Source organism: Paenibacillus sp. EB106-04-04-XG159 (assembly GCF_058791835.1).
In genome coordinates, this window is sequence record NZ_JBYTDY010000003.1 from 320,740 (window position 1) to 342,055 (window position 21,316).

A 21,316-nucleotide genomic window follows, 5' to 3' on the forward strand; every position below is an offset into this window, starting at 1 on the left:
GATTCAGACAAAGAAAAGTCATCCTTTGGGATGACTTTTCTTTGTCTTGCAATAATTTACATATAATTGACACTAGCTTATGGCTATATTTACCATTATAATCTAATGAAATACATTATTTTATATTTATTGTTAAATGTATACATGACTCATATCATTCCAGTAGCTCGGGAGGATTCGATGGAACTCAGAAAACAAATGCTAAAATCACTCTTCATTAGCATACTTTCATTTATACTCGTCATCTTAATTGTCTTGTTTCCCCGAGATATGGCCGTTAAGATTCAAGGCTACGGCTATGTTCCTGATGATTATAAGTTTAACATCGAAGCTTATGCCAACAACGTCATCACTTTCTTCAGTGATGCCATGACGAATAAAAGCCTTGGAAAGCTTGCTTATACCGACATAACGACGGAATCGATCATATGGTCCGCTATGCAAAAGAGCATCCTTATCATATTATTCGCGCTTATATTTGGATATCTGCTAGGCGTATGGAAAGGCATAGTAGATTATAAGCTATCGAAGACAAAGTTCAATGTTTTCGGCAACTGGTTCAGCTGGTTCTTTCAGTCGATACCGGACTTCCTGCTTATATTGCTGATCCAATGGTTCCTGATCAAAAAAGTGCGTGTCATCCCATTCTTCGCTCAGGGTGAGTGGTATGATTTCATACTGCCATCTATCTTGGTCTCTATCTATCCCATCATGTATATCGCTAGAATCACAAGCGCATCGCTTGCCAGCCAGGAAGGTCAACTATATATACTAGTTGCTCGCGCAAAAGGAATATCCGAATTTCTGATCCTGTACAAGCATATGTTAGCCAATTGCTTCTCTACGATATTAACTCATCTTTCACCTTTATTTGTTTATATTCTATCTAATCTGCTGATGGTTGAGTACTTTACCAACTATCCGGGACTTGCGTTCCGCATGTTCCGTGCTCTTGATTACAGCGGCTCCTTCGGCACAGGAACCAGTTACAATCCCGGCATGATTATCGGCATTTCATTTTGCTTTATGGTCCTTATCCTGCTTGTACAATTCATTAGCCAAATAGCCAAGCGCTTCGTGGGTCCAAGATAAAGGGGGCGGCAGAGATGAAAAATGTGACATTATGGATCGGTGGAGCGATGCTTGCGCTTCTGTTGTTTGTGATGTTTGCAGGTCCTTACTTGCCATTTGTGGATCGCGAGCTGACACCGGAAAAGCACCGTTGGACGGCAGACGATCATTTAATGCTTCCGCCTTATCCTCCTTCTGAGCTGAATCCGATTGGTTCAGACGCGAAAGGGGTAGACAATCTTAGCAAGCTAATTATTGGGACCAAAGAAACCGTATTTATCATATTTGCTGTAGCACTGGTTCGATACCTGATCGCAGTTCCGTTAGGACTGTTATCTTATCGAAATAAAGGTCCATTTCATTTCATAACGTCAAGCATGAATCAATTCTTCTCTTATTTGCCTACTATTTTCTCAGCTGTCCTATTGATTAATTTACCGTTCTTGTTGTTGACACCTAACCGAATACTGTGGGTTATCCTCATTCTAGCTCTGCTTGAAGTTGGACGAGTTGCCTATATAATACAGCAACAGACGCATCATGTATCGCTTCAGCCGTTTGTTGAAGCAGGAGTTGTACTCGGATTAAGCAATTCACGGATGGCTAGAGGCTATTACCTGCCTGCTATTGGCCCAGAGTTAATCGTAAACTTCTGCATCGATTTAGGTAAAGTCACCCTGCTGATTGGACAGCTTGGCGTACTCGGCATCTTCCTTGCGCATGAATGGGTTGAAGTCAACGTTATGTCTTATCAGTTCGTGAACACAAGCAACAACTGGGTTTCTCTGTTGGCTGAATATAGAAGAGATATCTTCTTAAGCAAATTCGAATTCATCTTCTACCCAGCCGGTGCCATCATGTACACGATTCTAACCTTTAACGTGCTTGGAGAAGGGCTTCGCAAGCATTTTAACAGTAGAATGAAAAGCAATGTATAAGAATAGAGCCTCCGCCCTTGACCAAGGGCGGATTACCGTAAATAACCAGAAACACTTTCCATAATTGTATACCCTAAGCGTTGAACAAATGATATAATGCCACTAGCGATATGTAATCGCTTCATTTTTTAACGCTAGCGTTACCGTTAACTCTTTACTACATTATGAAATGAGAGGTCACAAGAATATGAATACGAACAGCCCTATTCTCGCTGGATATGCCGGTGATTCTATTCTCCCACAAGTAACAGCTGAGGATGCAGCTAAGCTGACTCACCTGAACGTTGCATTTGGTCACGTTAAGAACGATCGAATCTCGATCGAGCATCTAGCTAACTTGAAAGAACTGGCCGTTCTTAAGTCTCATAACCCGAACTTGCAAATCCTGTTGTCTGTTGGCGGCTGGAGCGCTGGCGGCTTCTCTGAAGCAGCTTCAACTCCGGAAGGAAGACAGAGCTTTGCCGAATCCGCGCTAGAAGTACTGAAGGCTGCTCCATTTGACGGAATCGACCTGGACTGGGAATACCCTTGTTATGCTGTAGCTGGCATCGCTTCCAGCCCGGATGACAAACAGAATTTCACAGCCCTTTTGAAGCTTCTTCGTGAAACATTGGATCGCCAAGGCAAAGAAGATGGACGCCACTATCTGCTGACGATCGCTGCTGGCGCAGACCAATACTATATCGATGGCACTGAGATGGACGTCATTGTACAGTATCTGGACTTTATTCAATTGATGACTTATGATATGCGCGGCGGCTTCCAGACGCTGACTGGTCATCATACGAATCTGTATTCATCTACTGGCGACCTGTTCCGCATCAGTGTTGACGCATCGGTTCGTCTATTCATCAACGCAGGTGTACCTAGTGAGAAGCTCGTAATTGGCGCTGCATTCTACTCTAGAATGTGGAAGGATGTGCCGAACCTGAACAATGGCTACTTGCAGATGACAGCTTCATCAGGTGGTTACGGTCCAGATTATACTAAGCTTGCTTCTGAATACATTAACAAGAATGGTTTCGTTCGTCACTGGGATGACGAAGCAAAGGCTCCTTATCTCTATGACGGCAGCACATTCATCACATACGATGACCCTGAGTCGCTGACTCACAAGTGCAACTACATCAAGGAGCACGGCCTCGGCGGCATCATGTTCTGGGAATACACCTGTGACGGCACACATACATTGCTTGAAGCGATGTACCAAGCCTATAAGAAATAGGTTCTTATCGAACCGACAGCTCCTTTCTGGGACTGTCGGTTTTTTGCTGTATATACAAGCTCATATGCAGCACCATCAAAACAAAACGACTGCTCCTCGATTCAATATCGAAAAGCAGTCGTTCTGCTACCTATACCGTCATTCACCTATACGGACCGGCTGTCCACCGTTCAATCTGGAGTGCTCCGCAGCAAATGCCATCAAATGACTCTGCAAGGATGCTGTCGCGGAAGTCAATCCTTGAGCAGGATGAAGCTCAAAGCTTCTGACATCCTTCAAGAACGAGCTAACCATCCGTTCATCGCCGCCTCCATGTCCGTCACCCTTCGTATTGCACTGAATGTCCAGTTTCTCCCCTGTCGCATATCGATACAAGGTGAAGGAGCCCTCATCCATATCCCCGATAATCTCGCCTCTCGTCCCCATGATCTGGACGCGGCGAGTTCCACTCTGTGTCAGTCCTGACATGATGAAGGAGGCATTCGCGCCATTCGTAAATTCCATGTTGACGATCTGATGATCGACCACGTTGTTATCGCAGCGATAGACACAACGACCGAACGGTCCTTCCTGAATAGCCTTCAGGATGCCCTCCTGTGACAGATCATTCGTCATATATCGCGCCCATGGATGGTCTGGAGGCTGAATATACATCTTCAACGCGGAAAACGGACATTCCTTTTCAACCTCACAGCCATTAATGCAGCGATCAACCGATCCTTCAGGAGCGTTCTCAGCTCGGAAATGCAGCAAGTTGCCGTATGAGCTTACACTTGTGCACGGCTGCCCCATCAGCCAAGAGATAAGATCAAGGTCGTGGCACGACTTCGCTAATATCATCGGACTCGTTTCCTCTGAATTGCGCCAGTTCCCGCGAACGTAGCTGTGTGCCATATGTAAAAAGCCAACATTCTCTGTTAATTGAATGGTTGCTACTGTACCCAGCTCTCCATCCTCTATGCATCTCTTGATCCCTGCCCAGAAAGGAGCGTATCTCAGTACATGACTGACAACCAGCAGCCTTTTATGTTCATGAGATGCCTGTTCCAGACGAATGCATTCATCCTTCGAAGGCGACATCGGCTTCTCCAGCAGAACATGATACCCTAGCTCCATAGCTTTCATGGCTGGCACATAATGCATGTGATCCAGCGTGCTGATGATCATCACATCAGCAATCCGCCCATGTTCAAACGCCTTCTCCCATGAATCATAAACATATTCGGGTGCAATATTGTGAATGCTCGCAAACCGCTGTCTTCGTTCATCGTCGGGCTCTGCTACAGCGACAAATTCTAATTCATTCGGAAACTTTTCTGCATACGGCCCATATATATACCGTCCTCGACTGCCAACACCTAATATGACTGCAGTAATTTTTTTCAATCCTGCTCCTCCTCGCCTAATTCACCTTATATACTATAATTCTAGTTGAGCTCCAATAAGGGATAAAGAGACTGCTGCTGACATTTGATATACATTTATTGACCTTGATGCTGCGCCTCCGAACGCCCCCCTCTAAATTCCTGTGGAGTCATTCCGTTCTGCTTCTTGAAGAAGCGTATAAACGCAAGCGCGGAATTATAGCCAAGCGCAGAGGCTACTTCATTCACTTTCTTGGATGTATTCAAGAGCATTTCCTTCGCTGCTAAGGTTCGGTAATCCATAATATATTTAGACAGGCCAATCCCCGTAATCTGTTTGTACAACCTGGACAAGTAGGATGGATTCAGGCCTACGAAATCTGCGAGCGCATTCAAAGAAATGTCCGATGCTATATTCTCTTCGATGTAACTATGGACCTTCGTCACCACTTCAGTCGGCGAATGTGTGACGTTAGATGCATTCCACTCCAGCAAACAATCAGCCAGCTGCCAAAAATATTGCTTGAGATCCGACCACGAGGCCGTATCGCTGGGCTGAAACAAACTATCCAGATCCAGCAGACTATTGACATAATCGCGGAGATTCCGATGCTTATTGATATAGAACAAAAATACAGCAGATAGCGAATGGTATAATTCTGCCTTCCGCTCATAAGATGCCTTCGGATCACTCCAGATGGCTGTCAATTCGACAAACAGCTTGTTGAATTGTTCCCGATGATTGTTCTCTAGACAAGTCATCAACAATTGAACACGCGTATGAAAGAACACATCATGATTGGTACCCACTCTAACGTTCTCTATTTCTTTACGAATGTCCTCATCGGTCATAATAACCTCGCTGGACCAGCCGTAACCGTATACAAAACCGTACTTAATCGAATGAAATTTTTCGGATAGATGATCCCAAGGCAGCCATTCGCTTCCTAGAACAAAGGAAACAGACAACCCGAGCATTCTCTTACAAGTTCCTTGTACGGTCGCAAGAATGCTGCTTGCAGAGCGGTGAGCTCGAGTCCATTCCAACGAGCCATCGTCTCCATTAGGCTGCACTTTGCTAATAGGTTGAATAAGCCAGACGATCTTAGACAAATCGTATACACAGGAATAGCAGCGTACTTGCCCAGATAAATATTCGTCGGCTATATTTTGAAATGCATAAGTCAGAAGCGCTTTATCAGCTGTCGTAAACCGTTCCTTCCAGACGTCCACTCTGCCGAGCAGCAAGTAGACCGGCATCTCCGCATCCAATGGAATATGAATCTCGGAAAATGCATCCTTCAATTGATCTTCCGTCGCCTGCTTGCCTTGAAGCAAGCTCCACATATACTCTTTCTGCAGTGACGGCAGTGCCAATCTCATATTGGAATGCGCCTGAGCGATAATCTTCTGCTGCACATTTTCCTCTTCAAGCTTCTCAATCGCCTTCTCAACGGTCTCGATAATTTTCTCGTCACTTTCTACTTTCAATATATACTCAAAGCCGCCGTAGGTAAGAGCACTTCTAGCATATTGGAAATCATTGTACCCCGTCAGAAAAATAACCTTGCACGCAGGCCAATGGGATTTAATCTCCCTCAGCAATTCAATACCTTCAAGGCCAGGCATCTTGATATCGGAAATGACGATGTCAACCTTATTTTGCTTCATGATTTCCAATGCCTCTTCGCCTGAATAAGCCTTCAATACATCGAGATTCAAATGATCGGTTTGCTCGAACAGCTCAAGAAGGCCGTCAACGATAATTGGTAGATCGTCGACGAGAAGTAAACGGTACATGTTGGTTCCCCCCCCTTTAGCTCACGCTAAGATTAATGGTTACCTTCATTCCTCCTAGAACAGAACGTGATATCAGTATTCCATAATCCTCTCCATAACGAAGCTGTACTCTGCGATGAACATTAATGAGTCCTGTCGTCTCTTCAATACGATTAGAAGATTGCTGCAAACGTTCATTAAGCTTCTCTATTTCCTCATCACTGACACCATCACCATTATCCTCAACATACAAGGATAGAACATCTCCCTTTCGATCACTATGGACCCATAGCTCGCCCTTCTGAACCATATTGCCCAGCGCATGCGCATAAGCGTTTTCAATAATAGGCTGCAATATGAGTCTTGGAACGATCATCTCGGGGACATCCCCCTCAAATTGAACATGAATGCGTTCACCGTAGCAGATCTTTTGCATTTCCACATACGTGCGGGAATGCTCTACCTCAAGCGCGAGCGGTATTTCGTCTTCAGCGTTTCGGGTTATAAATTGAAAATACTGTCCGATATACAGGCAGAATTGATATGCCTTTTCCTTCTGGTTCTCGGATTTAATCAAGCGGCATAGCACAAAAAAGCAATTGTATAAGAAATGAGGATTGATCTGTGACTGCAATCGTTTCAGCTCTGAACGCTGGTTACGAATTTGCTGCTCATAATTTTCCTCGATTAATGTCTTTAACGAACGAACGGTATTATTAAAGGCATGATATAAGTAGCCGAACTCATCATCTCCCCGATCAATCGGGATTAACTCCAGCTTATTCTGCTGAACACGCCTGAAGGAATAAACCAGCCGCATGAGAGGACGATAGATAAGCCGCAACAAAAAGTAAGAGAAGAAAAAGACAATCAACACGGCAAGCGCACATGCCCACCAAAACCAGAATCGATACTTTTCCAACGGTCCCAAAATATCCGATTCAGGAATACACGTTATCGAATACGAATTCCATAGCTCGGAATACTTATAGACGGTCAAGTACTTATTTCCATCATATTTCAAAGTTTCATATCCTTCAACGGATTGGGCGTTTTGCTTCTCTATGGCAAAGCTTTTCATTTCTTCTAGCAGCCCTTCATCAGAACCGCTAACGATCTCCCAATCTCGATCCAGATTAAGAAGCGCACTCTGACCGCCCCGCGTGCCAACGATCTGAGCCAGTGTCTCTTTGATCTTGTTAGTAGACAGCTCAACCCCGACTATGTATATCGGTCTTCGTAACGAGTTGGCAGGGTACTGCATGCTGATGAACAATCGATCATCCCAGTATATAAACGGTTCTTCATACAGCTTAGCGTTCTGCTGCATCGCGAGATATTCCTCACTATCAACAGAGGTATCGTAGTTCAAGCTGTAGATCGTACGCTCGATGAGCGGTACGTAAGCCTTCGCTTCCTTGATAAAGGGACTTGAGTTCTTCATGAGATCCAGGCGCTTCTGAATGTCTAATATTTTGAGCGCGCGCTCGTAATGGCTCATGTAGTTGCCAGTGGTAGAAATCTCCATCAGATCATCGTCCATGACGTAGTTCGGCAAATAGCGGCTGATCCGATCCGCTTCCTTCTCTAGCGAATCTAGATAGAACCGGGTCGTGTTCAAGATGGACTCCGAAATTTCCGTACGTATATTTTTCGAGCCTTGTTCGTTAATCATCCACGTAATCGCCATAAGCGGCAGCAAGGCAGCCAGAAAGGCCGCCATAATCTTTTTAAATATAGAGGAGTCGCGGAAAAAGATAAGACTTTTCATCGTTAGTTCTCCTGCAATAATGTAATAGAACCCCTATATTATTCTTTGACACTCCCCATCACAATTCCTTTAATGAAAAACTTCTGCAGGAACGGATAAACGATTAGGATCGGGAATGCAGCTACAAAGATTTGCGCCGCTCTGCTCGTACGGTCGGACAGCTGAAGTGCCAATTCGGCATTCTCAGCTTTGATAAAACGGAAATCCAAGTTTACGATAATGGTCTGCAAGAAGGTTTGCAGCGGATAATTATCGGGATGATTCATATAGATCATGCCGTCGAACCAGCTGTTCCAATGACCCACCACTGTAAAGAGGCCTGTCGTCGCCAGTGCGGGCAGAGACAATGGCACATAGATTTTCCACAATGTTTTAAAATGCCCAGCGCCGTCAATTCGCGAGGATTCCTCCAGCTCCTTCGGCAGATTGCGATAGAAGTTAAGAAGCAATATGATATTGAATACCTGAACTGCTCCTGGCAGCACAAGCGCCCATATCGTGTCAATCATTCCCAGCGACTTTATTGTCAGGTACGTCGGGACAAGTCCGCCGTTGAACAATATCGTAAATACGAATATCCAGGCATACAACGTACGCATCCGAAGCTGTCTAGTATCCTTAGATAACGGATAGGCGGTTATAATCGTCAGCAGCATACTGAGCGATGTTCCTATTATTACCCGTTGAATCGATACCCAGAATGCACGCAGGTATTCGGGTTTACCAAACACATTTTCATACGCTGCTGTTGTGAATTCTACCGGCCATAGGAATACTTGGCCGGAAGCCGCTGCAGATCCTGAGCTGAAAGAGATCGCTAATATATGGATAAGGGGCGTTAGGCATAAAAAGGATACGAATCCTAAACATATGTAATTGCATACGATAAACAGCTTTCTACTCCATGTTTTGTTTGAAACCATGATGTGGCCTCCTTCTGAATTAGTCGCAACACGATTAGAAGATGCGATAATTCGCTACACGATAAGCTAAGAAATACGAGATCGATATGAATATAAACGAAACGACTGACTTCAACAGACCCACGGCTGTAGCTAAGCCAAACTGCGACTGCTCAATACCCAACCGATAGACGAAAGTATCGATAATATCCCCGCTTTCATACACGGTAGGACTGTAAAGGTTGAAGATCTGATCGAAGCCGGCATTGAGTACATTCCCGATATTCAAGGTAAGCATCAAGACAATGATCGGCATCATGCCTGGCAGCGTCACATGCAATGTCTGCTTGAAGCGTCCAGCCCCATCGATCTCTGCAGCTTCATATAGAGATGGGTTAATTCCGGTAAGTGCGGCCAAATAGACAATCGTACCGAAGCCAAACTCCTTCCAAACGTCCGATATCACCATGACGTAAGGGAACCAGTCGTTATCGCCCAAGAAGAATACCGGATCTATGCCGAATAGGCCGAGCGCTTGGTTCAGAATACCAGATGAAGGAGATAGAATATCGACCAATATACCGCTTAACAATACCCAAGATAGAAAGTGAGGTAAATAAACTAGCGTCTGAAACGTTCGTTTTACCCATTCTTTTCCAAGCTCGTTTAGCAGAATCGCAATTGTGATTGGCACAACGAGTCCAACAATAATTTTCATACTTGCAATATATACGGTATTGAAAAAAATCTGCCCAATATCGGGATAGTCAAGTAAGAATTCAAAGTTTTTCAGCCCGACAAAGGGTGAACCGAACAAGCCCTTATTCGGTACATATTTCTGAAAGGCCATTATAATACCAGCCATCGGAATATAACTGAATATGAAGATCATGACCAATCCCGGAATTAGCATCACATGTAGCGGCCATTCCTTCTTCCACATCCGTCTCAAAGTATGCATGCTGATCACCTCTCTAGAATAGAAAGAGGGATTGCTAATGCTCCAACCCCTCCACATTACTAGTTCATTTATTTGTTATTAGCGTGCCATTCGTTCACTTCTTTAGTTATTTCGTCTCCGCCAAGCTTCTTCCATTCTTCTACGAACTTATCGAACTCATCAACAGAAACTTGGTTCATAATAATCTTGTTGAACACTTCATCGCGCTTTTTGATCAGGATCTCTTGGCGTTCAACCATAGTAGGAGTCGGTGCTCCATAGAATTTATTTTGAAGGAAACGGTTCTCCTCCTTGACCTTCGGAATATGCGAGGATGCGCCATTTGGTCCGGAGATCAGGTATTCCCACCACAAGCTCGTATCGCCATCAACATATTTCATCGCACGTCCATAGCGAGATTTTTGATCCTTGGTCTTCAAGATGCTCTCATCGCGATTCGCAATCGCCTCCGGCAGAATCACACCGTTATCATCGAATTGACTGCCAACTCGGAGCGGGCTAAGCAGCCAGTAGTTGCTGCCTTTCTCCACACGGTCTTTACCGAATTCATATACCTTCTGTTCTTCCGTTGGATTGCTTTCAACAACGATGTATTGATTTATCAGCTTAATAACGCCCTCAGGATGCTTTGCATCCTTCGCTATAACATAATATTCATCAGCGCCTAATCCGATCTGCGTGTTCGCGCCTTTGTCATCAATCGAAGGGATCGGGAATACGCCCCATTCTTGAACGACTTTTCCGTCCTTTACAGCGCCTTTAACAAGCTGTGCTGGTGTCCAGAAAGCGCCGTATACCATACCAATGTTGCCGTTGTATACGAGCTCGGCTTCTTTTTCTACATCCTTGACGGCAAATTCAGGATCAATCAGGCCTTTCTTGAACATATCCTGAAGTGCAGCTAGAGCATTCTTCATTTCCGGCTGGATATCGCTGTTCATTAATCCACCTTTGCCATCATCAAGCCACATGTTAATATACGCGTGGTAGCTGTTCATGAATCCATGAAGCCCAGTTACACCTGTATTTTGATCGAATGGATTCTTACTGATCGCCAACCCGTACGATTTGCCTGTACCGCCTGGATCTTTGGTTGCAAACGCTTCCGCAATTTTGAGCAAGTCATCCATCGTTTTAGGCTCAGACAGCCCCAGTTGTTTCATCCAATCGGTACGAATATAAATATACTGCATGTTATAAGGATTATAAGATTTCGGAATACCCATCAGTTTGCCATCGAACGTAGCCGACTTCAACTGCATGCCGCCGTCCATCGACATGAACTTCTTCGTTTGTTCTGTGGCATGTTGGTCATATACTTCGGTCAGATCCATGATCATATCGTTTTCCGTAAGCTCTTTTAATTGAGTAGCGTTGACTGGGAAGAAGTCAGGCAGATCGTTGGAAGCGATTGACATCTTCACTTTCTCATTGAACTGACTGGTGTCGGCTATCCACTTATTTGTAATCTTCACGCCGATATCTTTCTCGTAAGCGTCATATACGGCGTTCTTCTCAAAGCTCTCACCTGGGTCAAACTTTAAATATTGGTCACTTGGAGAAACCGTCGATACTTCAATTACCTCTGTGTCTTTTGTGTCTTTTGTATCTGTTTGAGACGACTTCGTTTCTGACTGCTTCTCTTCTTTTGGCGCAACAGACTCTGTCGATTTCCCACATGCTGTCATGGCTAAGCTGAGTACCAGTGTGCAGATCAGAAGCATACTCCACTTGCTCTTCATATAACCCCTCCGTCATGTTTCAGAATAAGCAGCATATCTGGTATCACTGCTTTACTTCACATCTTAAGTATAGAAATGAAAGGGCTCTCATTCCATATACTAGTCTTTACTTTCATATACACCTATTGACTATGGACGCACAGTCAATAGGTGGCTTCAGTTGTCAAGCCGATCGATTGAATTAGCTGCCTAGCAGAATGCGGCGCACCTCATCATAGCTCTTAGCTGCGTACTGCGGATTATAATCCGATTCCGGCTCTACCTGCCGATGATTAAACCAGATCATGGTCCAACCTGTATCCTTCGTGCCCATCACATCATTGCGCCAGGAATCCCCTACATAGATGCAGTTGGATGCGGGCACCCCCGTTTTCTCATTTACATGGGCAAACAACCGCGCATCCGGCTTATCCCACCCTACAGCTCCAGACACAAATATTCGCTCAAGAGGTATGCGCTTGTCCAGCGACATGGCGCTGATCTTCTTGAGTTGATGCTCTTCCAAGCCGTTAGTAATGATGCCAACGACATATCCCGCAGCCATCAATTGATCGATCACATCCACTGCGCCTTCGAACATCTTAATATCGTATTGTCTGCCGATATAATCATCCTGGAGCCTACGAGCCTGTTCATCATCTATCTCAATGCCAAACTCTTTCAGCGTCAGTATGAATCGGCTTATACGGATATCCTCCAGAGCTTCTATATTTTCTTCGGAAAATGAGCCTTCCTGCTGTGCGGACAAGATGTCGCTGTAATATCGAAAGCGATGATAGATCTCTTCATATGGATAATCCTCAGGTAGCTTCAGCACCTCGAGCAAAGTGTGACGCAGCGGATCCATATGGTCATACAGCGTATCATCTACATCAAAAAAGACACCTTTTATTGCATGATTACTATTCAAATTGCACCTTCTTCCTAACTAGTCAAAACCTTTACCATTACTGTTGTGATGATCCGCGATAGCATTCAGCAGCTGGTCGATATAATATACTACTTCCTTCGAAGCTTGCTCAATCTGAAGCATATGCTCCTCTACCAGTTCCATATTGCCTGCCGCGTATGCCTCTGCAGCCGCATGCGCAGCTTGGTGAAGCTTCTGATGCGGTTGATCAAGCGACTGGAAGGCAGGCTTCAGTCCGAAACGCGACATCGACTCCGAATCAAAATACCATGTGCCAAGGCGGCATTCATGGTGCGAAGTAACCTGATCTGGCGTTACCTTCTCATAGCCTAACAACATATTGTAGATCCGCCATTTCCACAGAATATGATCGGACTTTGCTAACTTCAGCAGCGCAATAATCGGCATCCCTGTTTGACTCGTAAACATCGAATTTCTAAACTGTTCTGTCGTTTTACTGAGCTCATGCACAGCTGTACCGGTTGAGTTCGCTAGATTGGACACCTGATCCGTTACTTCGGCCATCTCAACTACTTGACTTGATGCTTCTTCAACCGATGCATACTGTTCTTCGGTTATAGCTGCGATTGATGAAGTAGCCGTCCCTATTTTGATCATCTGATCGGTAAACGAAGTCAGAATGGACACAGCTTCATCCGCTTCGCCTACCCCCTTCTGTATGACACTGGAAGCGGACTGAATCGCTACCGATACATCTGAAGTTAAACGATTAATTCTCTGCACATGATCCTGCGCACCCTGAAGCGACTCCTTCGTGGAATGAGCCAACTTGCGAATTTCGGCGGCAACAACAGCAAAGCCTCTGCCTTCTTCTCCTGCTCTGGAAGCTTCTATAGAAGCATTAAGCGCAAGCAAATGCGTTTGGTTCGCAATGCCGTCAACCATCCCCACTACGTTCTCGATCTCTACAAGACTTTCTCTTAACTCATTAAAATGATTAATAACCTGATCTATCGTTATGCCAGAATGAATGATCTCTTCCAGCGCTTCCGTGATTACTTGCTTGCCGTGATCCATATACTTAACCGCATCATCTGTTCGCTCTGCTGCGAGAGTTGCATTGCTCGCTACTTCTTTTATGGAAGCAGACAGCTCTTCCGAGGCGGCGGCAACGCTATGAGATAAGCCTCGTTGGTATTCCATCTTCTTCAGCAGTTCACGGATATAGCTGATCTCGCTGTTCTTATCCAAGAGCGTCACAATCCCCTCGGAAGCCGTTATCATCAAGCTGTTCATATATTCATCCGTCAGCATTTCCAGCTCTAATCCAACCGCCTTCTGCAGACCATTCATGAGCGAATTAGATTTGCTTGTAAACAAGTTGTGCTTGTGCGTTGCCACTTTGATATAGGAATAGTGCAATTCATTCAGGATCGCGAGTGCTTGTCCGAGCGCGAGTCCGCTTGCATGCAGCAACTGATAGAAATCAGATGCCTTACGGATAAACTGTTCATTCCGCGCTTCTAGAAAAAAGGACTTTACGTGCTCTTGTAACATCTTCTCTGATATACTTCCTGGCCCAGCGGCTTGATTGATCTGCTTATAACAGGAGTCAGCCGCCTCTTGAATCGAGCTGTTCATCTGATTGTACCATGCTCTCAGTTGTTTCAATTCTGTCTCTGTCAATAGATGTAAGTTCGGCATATCGTTGTCTCTCCCTTTGGATGATGCATCATCAGATGTCTAATGTGGGACACCTCTAATGCACAATGATGTTTTACATTTCAATATAGCAATACATCGGAGATTATGTAAGCGCTTATTTATGTTCATATTTTCAGTTATAATATATTACTGCCGACTCGGTTCAATAATAGAACTCCACCGTAATTTTCACATAGTTGGGTACAATATTCAGGTAAGACTGCAGTACTTCCACTACGTGCTGCAGATGATCGCTGCGTCTCTGCTAAACGTACTCAATATGTTTATTTAGAAGACGGACAAATGAATTCAAATAAGCTACAATAAGGAAGTAACAAATATTTCAAGAAAATGGTGATGACTTAATGAATTTATTCGAACAACAGTTAGACAAGTATGCAGATCTGATTGTTAAGGTAGGCATTAACGTACAACAGGGTCAAGCCGTATTCATTACAAGCTCAATCCAGATGGCTCCGCTTACACGACTGATCGCAGGCAAAGCATATGAAGCAGGTGCCGGTAATGTTCACGTCGACTGGAATGACGAAACTCTCACTCGCCTGAAATACGACAAAGCAGATGCTAACGTGTTTACTACATACCCCGAATATGAAGCATTAAAACGCAACACTTTCGTTGAAGCCGAAGCAGCCTTCATCTCCATCGTGTCCGAGAGTCCGGATCTATTGAAAGGCGTAGACTCCAACCGCATCAGCAATTTCCAAAAAGCAGCCGGCAAAGCGCTGGAGAACTATCGCAAAGCCGCTCAATCCAATAAGGTGAGCTGGACAGTCGTTGCCGGCGCAGGCAAGGATTGGGCTAAGAAGGTATTTCCTGATGCTGCTCCTGAAGAGGCCGTTCAGCAGCTATGGAACGCGATCTTCGAGGCTGTCCGCTTAAACAGCTCTGATCCTGTTCAAGCTTGGAATGATCATAATGCGAATCTGCATAAGAAGGTTGAAGTGCTCAACAACAAGCATTTCCGCAAGCTGCACTACACTGCTCCTGGCACAGATCTGACCATTGAGCTTAATGATAAGCATCTGTGGGTCGGTGCGAGCAGCACGAACATTAACGATGTTCAATTTATGGCGAATATGCCAACAGAAGAAGTGTTTACTGTTCCGCAGAAAGATGGCGTTAATGGGTATGTTTCCAGCACGAAGCCGCTCAGCTATGGCGGCAACATTATCGATAAGTTCAAGATTACGTTTGAGAACGGCCGCATCGTGAAGGTGGAAGCGGAAGAAGGCCAAGAAATCTTGGAGAAGCTGGTTGAGACGGATGAAGGGTCCCATTACCTAGGTGAAGTTGCCCTCGTACCGCATCAATCCCCGATCTCGGAATCGAACATCCTGTTCTTCAATACGCTGTTTGATGAGAACGCCTCGAACCACCTTGCGATCGGCAGCGGTTATGCGTTCAATGTTGAAGGCGGCACGTCCATGTCCAAGGAAGAGCTGGAAGCAAACGGCGTGAACAGCAGCATGACCCACGTAGACTTTATGATCGGTTCAGGAGAGATGAACATTGACGGTATTCTCGAAGATGGTTCGTCCGAGCCGATCTTCAGAAACGGCAACTGGGCAATCTAGTTCTTACCGGCGGATCTAATCTTGGATATAGAGGAGAAGTGTTCATGGCTTATTACGCTGCAATACTGAATATGAAGGATGCATCCAAGAACATGGTCTTTCGCCAGGACCACCTGGATTACCTGGAGAAGCTAAAAGAACAAGGCAAAGTACATTTAAAGGGCCCATTCAAGGATGGTTCTGGCGGCATGGTCATCTATGTGGCGGATTCGTTTGAAGAGGCGAAGGCAATCGCGGAGAACGATCCTTATGTTGTAGAAGGCGTGCGTGATCTGGATCTGCGCGAGTGGGGAATCTAATTGCAATGAGTATATGACAAAGCAGCCGCGGCATACAGTGCCCGGCTGCTTTGTTATGCTTAGCTATCCGATTATAGATGTCGTAAATATCGTTTGTCACTGAGATTAACTTAACATAATAAGGAATGTTTTCAAGTAAAGTTCTGTTCATTCTTAACTCCAAAATATACAAGCATCAAAGCGTGGCTGTGGAACATCGAATACGATACAATGATGAAGCACGAAATAGAGGTTTCATTGAACTGTAACCTATTGAAAATCTAATGCGGCTCTATCTGTATTTGAAAATAGGGATACACAACACTTACAATAGAATCACAACATGACAAACCTGTAAGACGCATGTAAGAGACATCGATAGAATAGGAATGGGAACTTCGGTAAGCTGTTAGTAAAGGGCAGTTCATCTTCATCCTGTCCGTTCGCTCGAAGAGGAGATTAGGCATGATCAAGACAATGCTAACCAAATACGGCACACGTTTATACGCTGCTATAGCAGTTATTACAATAGTATTTGTATTTATGATCGCGGGATTCATCGGCACCCTAGCGGCAGATTCTAGGGACAGCAAGTATCAGCTGTCACCTCTTAGCTACGACATTCAAGCTCGCTGGGAACAGGAGACCAACACCTTGCATGCTACTGCGGAAGTGACATTCACGAACCCGTATCCCGATGCGCTCTCCGAGCTCGTCTTTCACTGGCATGGCGATTCGACCAGCAATCTCGCGACACAGACACCGCAAGCCAGAGGCGTAGGCGAACAATGGGCTAAGTCACTTGGTGCAGATCATCCTATGCCGGAATCGGATTGGCTGGGCGGTATAACGACGAAAAGTGTTACAACAAAGAAAGGCGAGGCACTTGAGTTTGAGCATCGAGCACAAGCGCTTACGATAAAGCTCCCGAAACAGCTCAAGTCAGGAGACAGCATTACCATTAAGATTAACTACGCGGTGGAATATCCGTACGGCGCCAATCTCTTGATGCGCAGTGAGAGCTTAACCGGGGGAACGTGGTGGACTCCGCAATTAGCGGTATACGATCCGGTGCACCAAGCCTGGAACCGTGTTCCATATGATGCTAACTATCGCAGCGATTTCTATAATATGGCCGATTACAATGTGAAGCTGGAGCTTCCGGCTGAATGGAATGTAATCACGAACGGAGACAATACCCACACATCGACCGTTGGAGATAAACAGATCGTGTCCACCGTTGCTCACGGTGTGCGCGAAATGGTGTGGTATGGCGGAGACTTGGAGGAAGCAGGATCGATTAAGCTGGACAGCGGCCTCAACATTCGCTTGTACCGTCAAGACTCATCCGCTGTTCGTCATGATGGACTCCAGCCATTATCACCAGAAGCGGGTCAGCAGCTTCTCAATCAAGTCGCTGCCGCAGCAGAATGGATGACGGAGAAGATCGGACGACTGCCGTATCCGGAGATTAAATTGATCGAGGCTCCGTATACGGGAATAACACAGAGCATGGACGGCATCATCATGTTCAGCCGCAAGCAGGACGGGACCATAGATGAGAGTTTAATCTATCGGACGCTTGCGAAACAGTGGGTCCAGCATGCTGTTGGCTCCAACCCACAGACAGACGGCTTTTTGAGCTCTGGACTATCTGAGTATATCGCTTCGCGTTATACCGAAGAAGTGCTTCAGAAGCCATGGAGCTCGCCGGATATGAAGCAGCCCGTGCCGCAGACACTGCCTGCTGCCGCTCCAGCGAAGAAGCTGGGAGCAGATGCTGAGCTTCATTATCGCTTGTATGGATCAAACGCATTGCATCAATGGACTTCCCAATTCGGCACAGAAGCGTTCGATCAAGCGCTAAAGCAATTCTATGATACGTATAAAGGGAAGATGGCTTCAACGAACGGCTTCATCAACATTGTCCAACAAGTATGCGGTGAAGAGGCTGCTCAAGCATTGTCCGAATTGCTATTTTAAATGTATAAAGGGGTATTCTGCCGTCCATTCCAGGACGGAGAATACCCCTCTTTCATTATCTGTATTGTTTAATGAACTTTACAGCCTTCATAATATCTTCGCCAGGCGAATCGCCTACTTCACGCTCAATCGTCAAGTAGCCTGTGTATCCGATATCCTGCAGCGCCTTGAAGTAAAGATCGAAGTCGACTCCGCCTTCTCCAAGCGGAACTTCCTTAAACGGACCATCAGTCGCCATCTCCGCGATCTTCTCATGGGACATCGGCTCATATCCGATCATGCCGTACACGTCACGAGGATCAACATCAACCAGCTTAACGCCGTCCTTCACATGAGTATGTACGATGTAGTCCTTTAACAGATACACGCCTTTTGCCGGATCATCGCCCGTTACCATAACCATGTTCGCTGGGTCGAAGTTCACTGCCATTCCTGTACCAGTCAAGGAATCCAAGAATTCTTTCAGATGCTCAGCAATCTCTGGGCCTGTTTCAATCGCAAAGTGGCCGCCTACGCTGTTCGCATATTGGCTAAGCGCCTCACAAGCTTCCTGCATCACAGAATATATTTCGCTGCCCTTCTCAGGAATGAGGCCGATATGAGTCGTCACGATATTTGTACCGAGATCAAGAGCCAGATCGAGAATACGCTTCGACTTCTCGATTCTCTCTGGGTTCGCAGCGTGCTCTTGGAAGCCGTGACCGCCCATATCACCGCACAATGCGGATACTTCGAGGCCAAGCTCATCGATATAAGCTTTCAGCTCTTTGCGCTGTTCAGCAGACAGATTGTCTGGGTCCATTTCCCCCTTAGTCGCATAGATCTGAACGCCTTCAGCACCTGCTTCTTTCGCTTTCAGAAGCGCTTCGCGAACCGGCAATCGAAAGCTGTCTGTGATAACGCCAATCTTGTTCGTCAATTTATCCATGGATTGATTCGCTCCTTCTCTTATTCGTATACAACCTCGCGGCCAGTTGCACTAGATTCGTAGATACCGCATAGCATCTTCATCATCTCAACGCCGTCTTCAACCGGACAGATCGTATCTGCCTTACCCAAGGCGCAGTTTACGAATGCTTCCACTTCGTTGTAGAAGCCTTGTTGGAATTCGAAAGAACGGTGATCGATCTGCGGAGTCATGTTCAGAATCGTGTTGTACTTCTCGCCCACGATCAGCAATTCTGGCTCCAGCTCAGCTCCGCCTTTGTCTCCGTACAATTTAACCGCTATCTCATCCTGCTTAGCGTGCAAGGAGAAGCTCACATCTACCAACAAGGAAGCGCCGTTCTCGAAACGAATGATGGCGTTTGCCAGATCCTCTACTGTGTTATGATCCGCATCATAGTCAGCCGCTTTGTAGATTGAATAGTTCTCAATATTTTTACGGTTGCCGAGCTTGTTGTAGGCGTTCCCGGATACCGATACTACTTTTGGCTTGCCCATCATGTACCAGCACAGGTCGATAACGTGTACGCCAATGTCAATTAGAGGACCGCCGCCGGAACGCTCGATATCACTGAACCAGCCGCCTGGGTTACCGATCTTACGCAGGCAAGTAGCCTTAGCGAAGTAGATCTCACCCAAGTCGCCGTTGTCGATGAATTTGCGAAGCACGCGAGCGTTCATCGCATGACGACGAACATAGCCGACTTGCAGCGTCTTATCGGAAGCGCGAACCGCTTCCTGCATAGCAAGAGCTTCTTCAACCGTGCGGCACATCGGCTTCTCAACCAGCACATGCTTGCCCGCTTTGATCGCATCGATGCCGATCGATGCGTGCGAGTTGTTCCAAGTACAGATGCTGACCGCTTCAATATCAGGATTAGCCAGCAATTCATGATAATCTGTATATACTAACTTAGCGCCATATTTCTCCGCTTTGTCCTTAGCGCGCTGCTCGTTCAAGTCACACACCGCGATAAGCTCAACTTCTGGATTCGCCACATAGCTATCCAAGTGAGATTGGGAGATCGATCCTGCTCCGATAACGCCGACCTTCAGCTTTCTCATTATGATTTCCTCCTCTATGTAAGCCGTTAGCGGCTTTAAGTACGACTATTGTTAGGATAGCTGCTGCTTAAACTTCTTCCCACATTCTACGCGCGTTCGCAAGCGCGATTCGCGTGCCTTTCAAGCAATCTTCCATTCCTTCGAACTCAATCGACAAGTATCCGTCATAGCCGGATTGCTTCACATAGCGAACAATCTCGTTTAATTGAAGATCTCCTTGGCCTACAATCGCACCGCGCACATACTGACCGTGCACCGATTGGAACCATCCCTCGCCAGGATTCTGTTGTGAAGGACGAACATAGAAGTCTTTTAAATGCACCATAGAAGCGTACGGTAAATTGTCCTGAACCGCGAACAACGAAGGCTCATCCACACAGATGAAGTTGCCTACGTCAAGTGTCGTGCGGAAGTTCGGACGATCAACCGCAATAACGAGGCGACGCACTCGCTCACTTGCCTGCATATAAAAGCCATGGTTCTCCACACTGGTCGTAATGCCATAAGCTTGCGCATGATCAGCTATGCGTTGGCACGCCTCCACGAGCTTAGGCAGGTCCTGTTCAAAATATTCGGTACCCATTTCAGCAAGCGGACGAGAAGCAACATCATGCCGCATCCGTTTAACACCAAGACGATGTGCTGCATCTACATGTTTCTTGACGCGCTCTACCTCTGCTTCGAAGGCCTCGTCGCTCAAGCCGGCAAAGTTCGCGCCAATGCAGTAATTGGACAGTTCAAGTTCCAGCGAAGCCGCTTTCTCGCGAATCTGATCCGCAAGCTCCGGAGTCTCAGTCAAGTTAAAGCCTAACTCGACGATCTCCGCATGTTCAGCTCCTTGCTCCTTCAACCATTCCAACACTTGAAACAGATCCATTCGACCATCGTTCATCGCACCATACAAACTGTAAATACTGACACCTAATTTCATCTGGCACACTCCATTCCCACAAATGATGCCAACTGCTCGGCTGAACCGAATAGCTGGCGTATACTGGGCTCCATATTAGTTGAATCTCCTTCATTATAATAGGTAACCGCTTTCGCTCATTGGACTATGTTCCACAAATGTTGGACTATCTTACACGCTTTCATAATTGTTAACTCTAGATCAGCAGC

17 protein-coding genes are annotated in these 21,316 nt (G+C 45.9%); 6 read left to right on the plus strand and 11 right to left on the minus strand.

What is annotated here, in order from left to right; all coding sequences use genetic code 11:
• Positions 1-180: 180 nt before the first annotated feature.
• The 3 genes from AC3WTP_RS05710 (at position 181) to AC3WTP_RS05720 (ending at position 3,234) form a co-directional block, all read left to right on the plus strand.
• Positions 181-1,092, plus strand: coding sequence for an ABC transporter permease subunit (locus tag AC3WTP_RS05710; protein WP_492393617.1), 912 nt, complete (start codon positions 181-183; stop codon positions 1,090-1,092).
• A gap of 14 nt (positions 1,093-1,106) precedes the next feature.
• Complete coding sequence (locus AC3WTP_RS05715) at positions 1,107-2,009, plus strand: ABC transporter permease subunit (RefSeq protein WP_492393618.1); 903 nt, start codon at positions 1,107-1,109, stop codon at positions 2,007-2,009.
• 187 nt (positions 2,010-2,196) lie between these two features.
• Positions 2,197-3,234: a glycoside hydrolase family 18 protein gene (locus tag AC3WTP_RS05720; RefSeq protein WP_492393619.1), complete on the plus strand. Its 1,038-nt coding sequence runs from the start codon at positions 2,197-2,199 to the stop codon at positions 3,232-3,234.
• Positions 3,235-3,372: 138 nt separating this feature from the next.
• On the opposite strand, the gene AC3WTP_RS05725 is transcribed toward AC3WTP_RS05720, so the two are convergent.
• The 8 genes from AC3WTP_RS05725 to AC3WTP_RS05760 form a co-directional block, all read right to left on the minus strand.
• Positions 3,373-4,620, minus strand: coding sequence for a Gfo/Idh/MocA family protein (locus tag AC3WTP_RS05725; protein ID WP_492393620.1), 1,248 nt, complete (start codon positions 4,618-4,620; stop codon positions 3,373-3,375).
• Between the two features lie 95 nt (positions 4,621-4,715).
• On the minus strand, positions 4,716-6,398 hold the full coding sequence (locus AC3WTP_RS05730; protein ID WP_492393621.1) for a response regulator: 1,683 nt from the start codon (positions 6,396-6,398) through the stop codon (positions 4,716-4,718).
• A gap of 16 nt (positions 6,399-6,414) precedes the next feature.
• Positions 6,415-8,148, minus strand: a complete 1,734-nt coding sequence (locus tag AC3WTP_RS05735; RefSeq protein WP_492393622.1) for a sensor histidine kinase — start codon at positions 8,146-8,148, stop codon at positions 6,415-6,417.
• Between the two features lie 38 nt (positions 8,149-8,186).
• On the minus strand, positions 8,187-9,071 hold the full coding sequence (locus AC3WTP_RS05740; RefSeq protein ID WP_492393623.1) for a carbohydrate ABC transporter permease: 885 nt from the start codon (positions 9,069-9,071) through the stop codon (positions 8,187-8,189).
• 34 nt (positions 9,072-9,105) lie between these two features.
• Complete coding sequence (locus AC3WTP_RS05745; RefSeq protein WP_492393624.1) at positions 9,106-10,011, minus strand: ABC transporter permease; 906 nt, start codon at positions 10,009-10,011, stop codon at positions 9,106-9,108.
• A gap of 68 nt (positions 10,012-10,079) precedes the next feature.
• A complete protein-coding gene (locus tag AC3WTP_RS05750) occupies positions 10,080-11,753 on the minus strand; it encodes an extracellular solute-binding protein (protein ID WP_492393625.1) in 1,674 nt (557 codons plus the stop codon).
• A gap of 181 nt (positions 11,754-11,934) precedes the next feature.
• A complete protein-coding gene (locus AC3WTP_RS05755) occupies positions 11,935-12,663 on the minus strand; it encodes an HAD family hydrolase (protein WP_492393626.1) in 729 nt (242 codons plus the stop codon).
• 18 nt (positions 12,664-12,681) lie between these two features.
• Positions 12,682-14,328: a methyl-accepting chemotaxis protein gene (locus AC3WTP_RS05760; RefSeq protein WP_492393627.1), complete on the minus strand. Its 1,647-nt coding sequence runs from the start codon at positions 14,326-14,328 to the stop codon at positions 12,682-12,684.
• 365 nt (positions 14,329-14,693) lie between these two features.
• On the opposite strand from AC3WTP_RS05760, the gene AC3WTP_RS05765 reads away from it, so the two are divergent.
• The 3 genes from AC3WTP_RS05765 to AC3WTP_RS05775 all read left to right on the plus strand — a co-directional run bounded on the left by AC3WTP_RS05765 (position 14,694) and on the right by AC3WTP_RS05775 (position 18,187).
• Entirely contained in the window at positions 14,694-15,926 is a 1,233-nt protein-coding gene (locus AC3WTP_RS05765; RefSeq protein ID WP_492393628.1) for an aminopeptidase, read from the plus strand.
• 44 nt (positions 15,927-15,970) lie between these two features.
• Positions 15,971-16,225: a YciI family protein gene (locus tag AC3WTP_RS05770; protein WP_492393629.1), complete on the plus strand. Its 255-nt coding sequence runs from the start codon at positions 15,971-15,973 to the stop codon at positions 16,223-16,225.
• Between the two features lie 444 nt (positions 16,226-16,669).
• Positions 16,670-18,187, plus strand: coding sequence for a gluzincin family metallopeptidase (locus tag AC3WTP_RS05775; protein WP_492393630.1), 1,518 nt, complete (start codon positions 16,670-16,672; stop codon positions 18,185-18,187).
• 55 nt (positions 18,188-18,242) lie between these two features.
• On the opposite strand, the gene AC3WTP_RS05780 is transcribed toward AC3WTP_RS05775, so the two are convergent.
• The 3 genes from AC3WTP_RS05780 to AC3WTP_RS05790 form a co-directional block, all read right to left on the minus strand.
• The gene (locus AC3WTP_RS05780) at positions 18,243-19,115 is read right to left on the minus strand and encodes a sugar phosphate isomerase/epimerase family protein (RefSeq protein WP_492393631.1); all 873 of its coding nucleotides are present in this window, start codon (positions 19,113-19,115) and stop codon (positions 18,243-18,245) included.
• A 20-nt stretch (positions 19,116-19,135) separates the two neighbouring features.
• Positions 19,136-20,197: a Gfo/Idh/MocA family protein gene (locus AC3WTP_RS05785; RefSeq protein WP_492393632.1), complete on the minus strand. Its 1,062-nt coding sequence runs from the start codon at positions 20,195-20,197 to the stop codon at positions 19,136-19,138.
• Between the two features lie 67 nt (positions 20,198-20,264).
• Positions 20,265-21,128 carry a sugar phosphate isomerase/epimerase family protein gene (locus tag AC3WTP_RS05790; RefSeq protein WP_492393633.1) on the minus strand — a complete coding sequence of 288 codons (864 nt, stop codon included), beginning with the start codon at positions 21,126-21,128 and terminating at the stop codon, positions 20,265-20,267.
• Between the last annotated feature and the right edge of the window lie 188 nt (positions 21,129-21,316).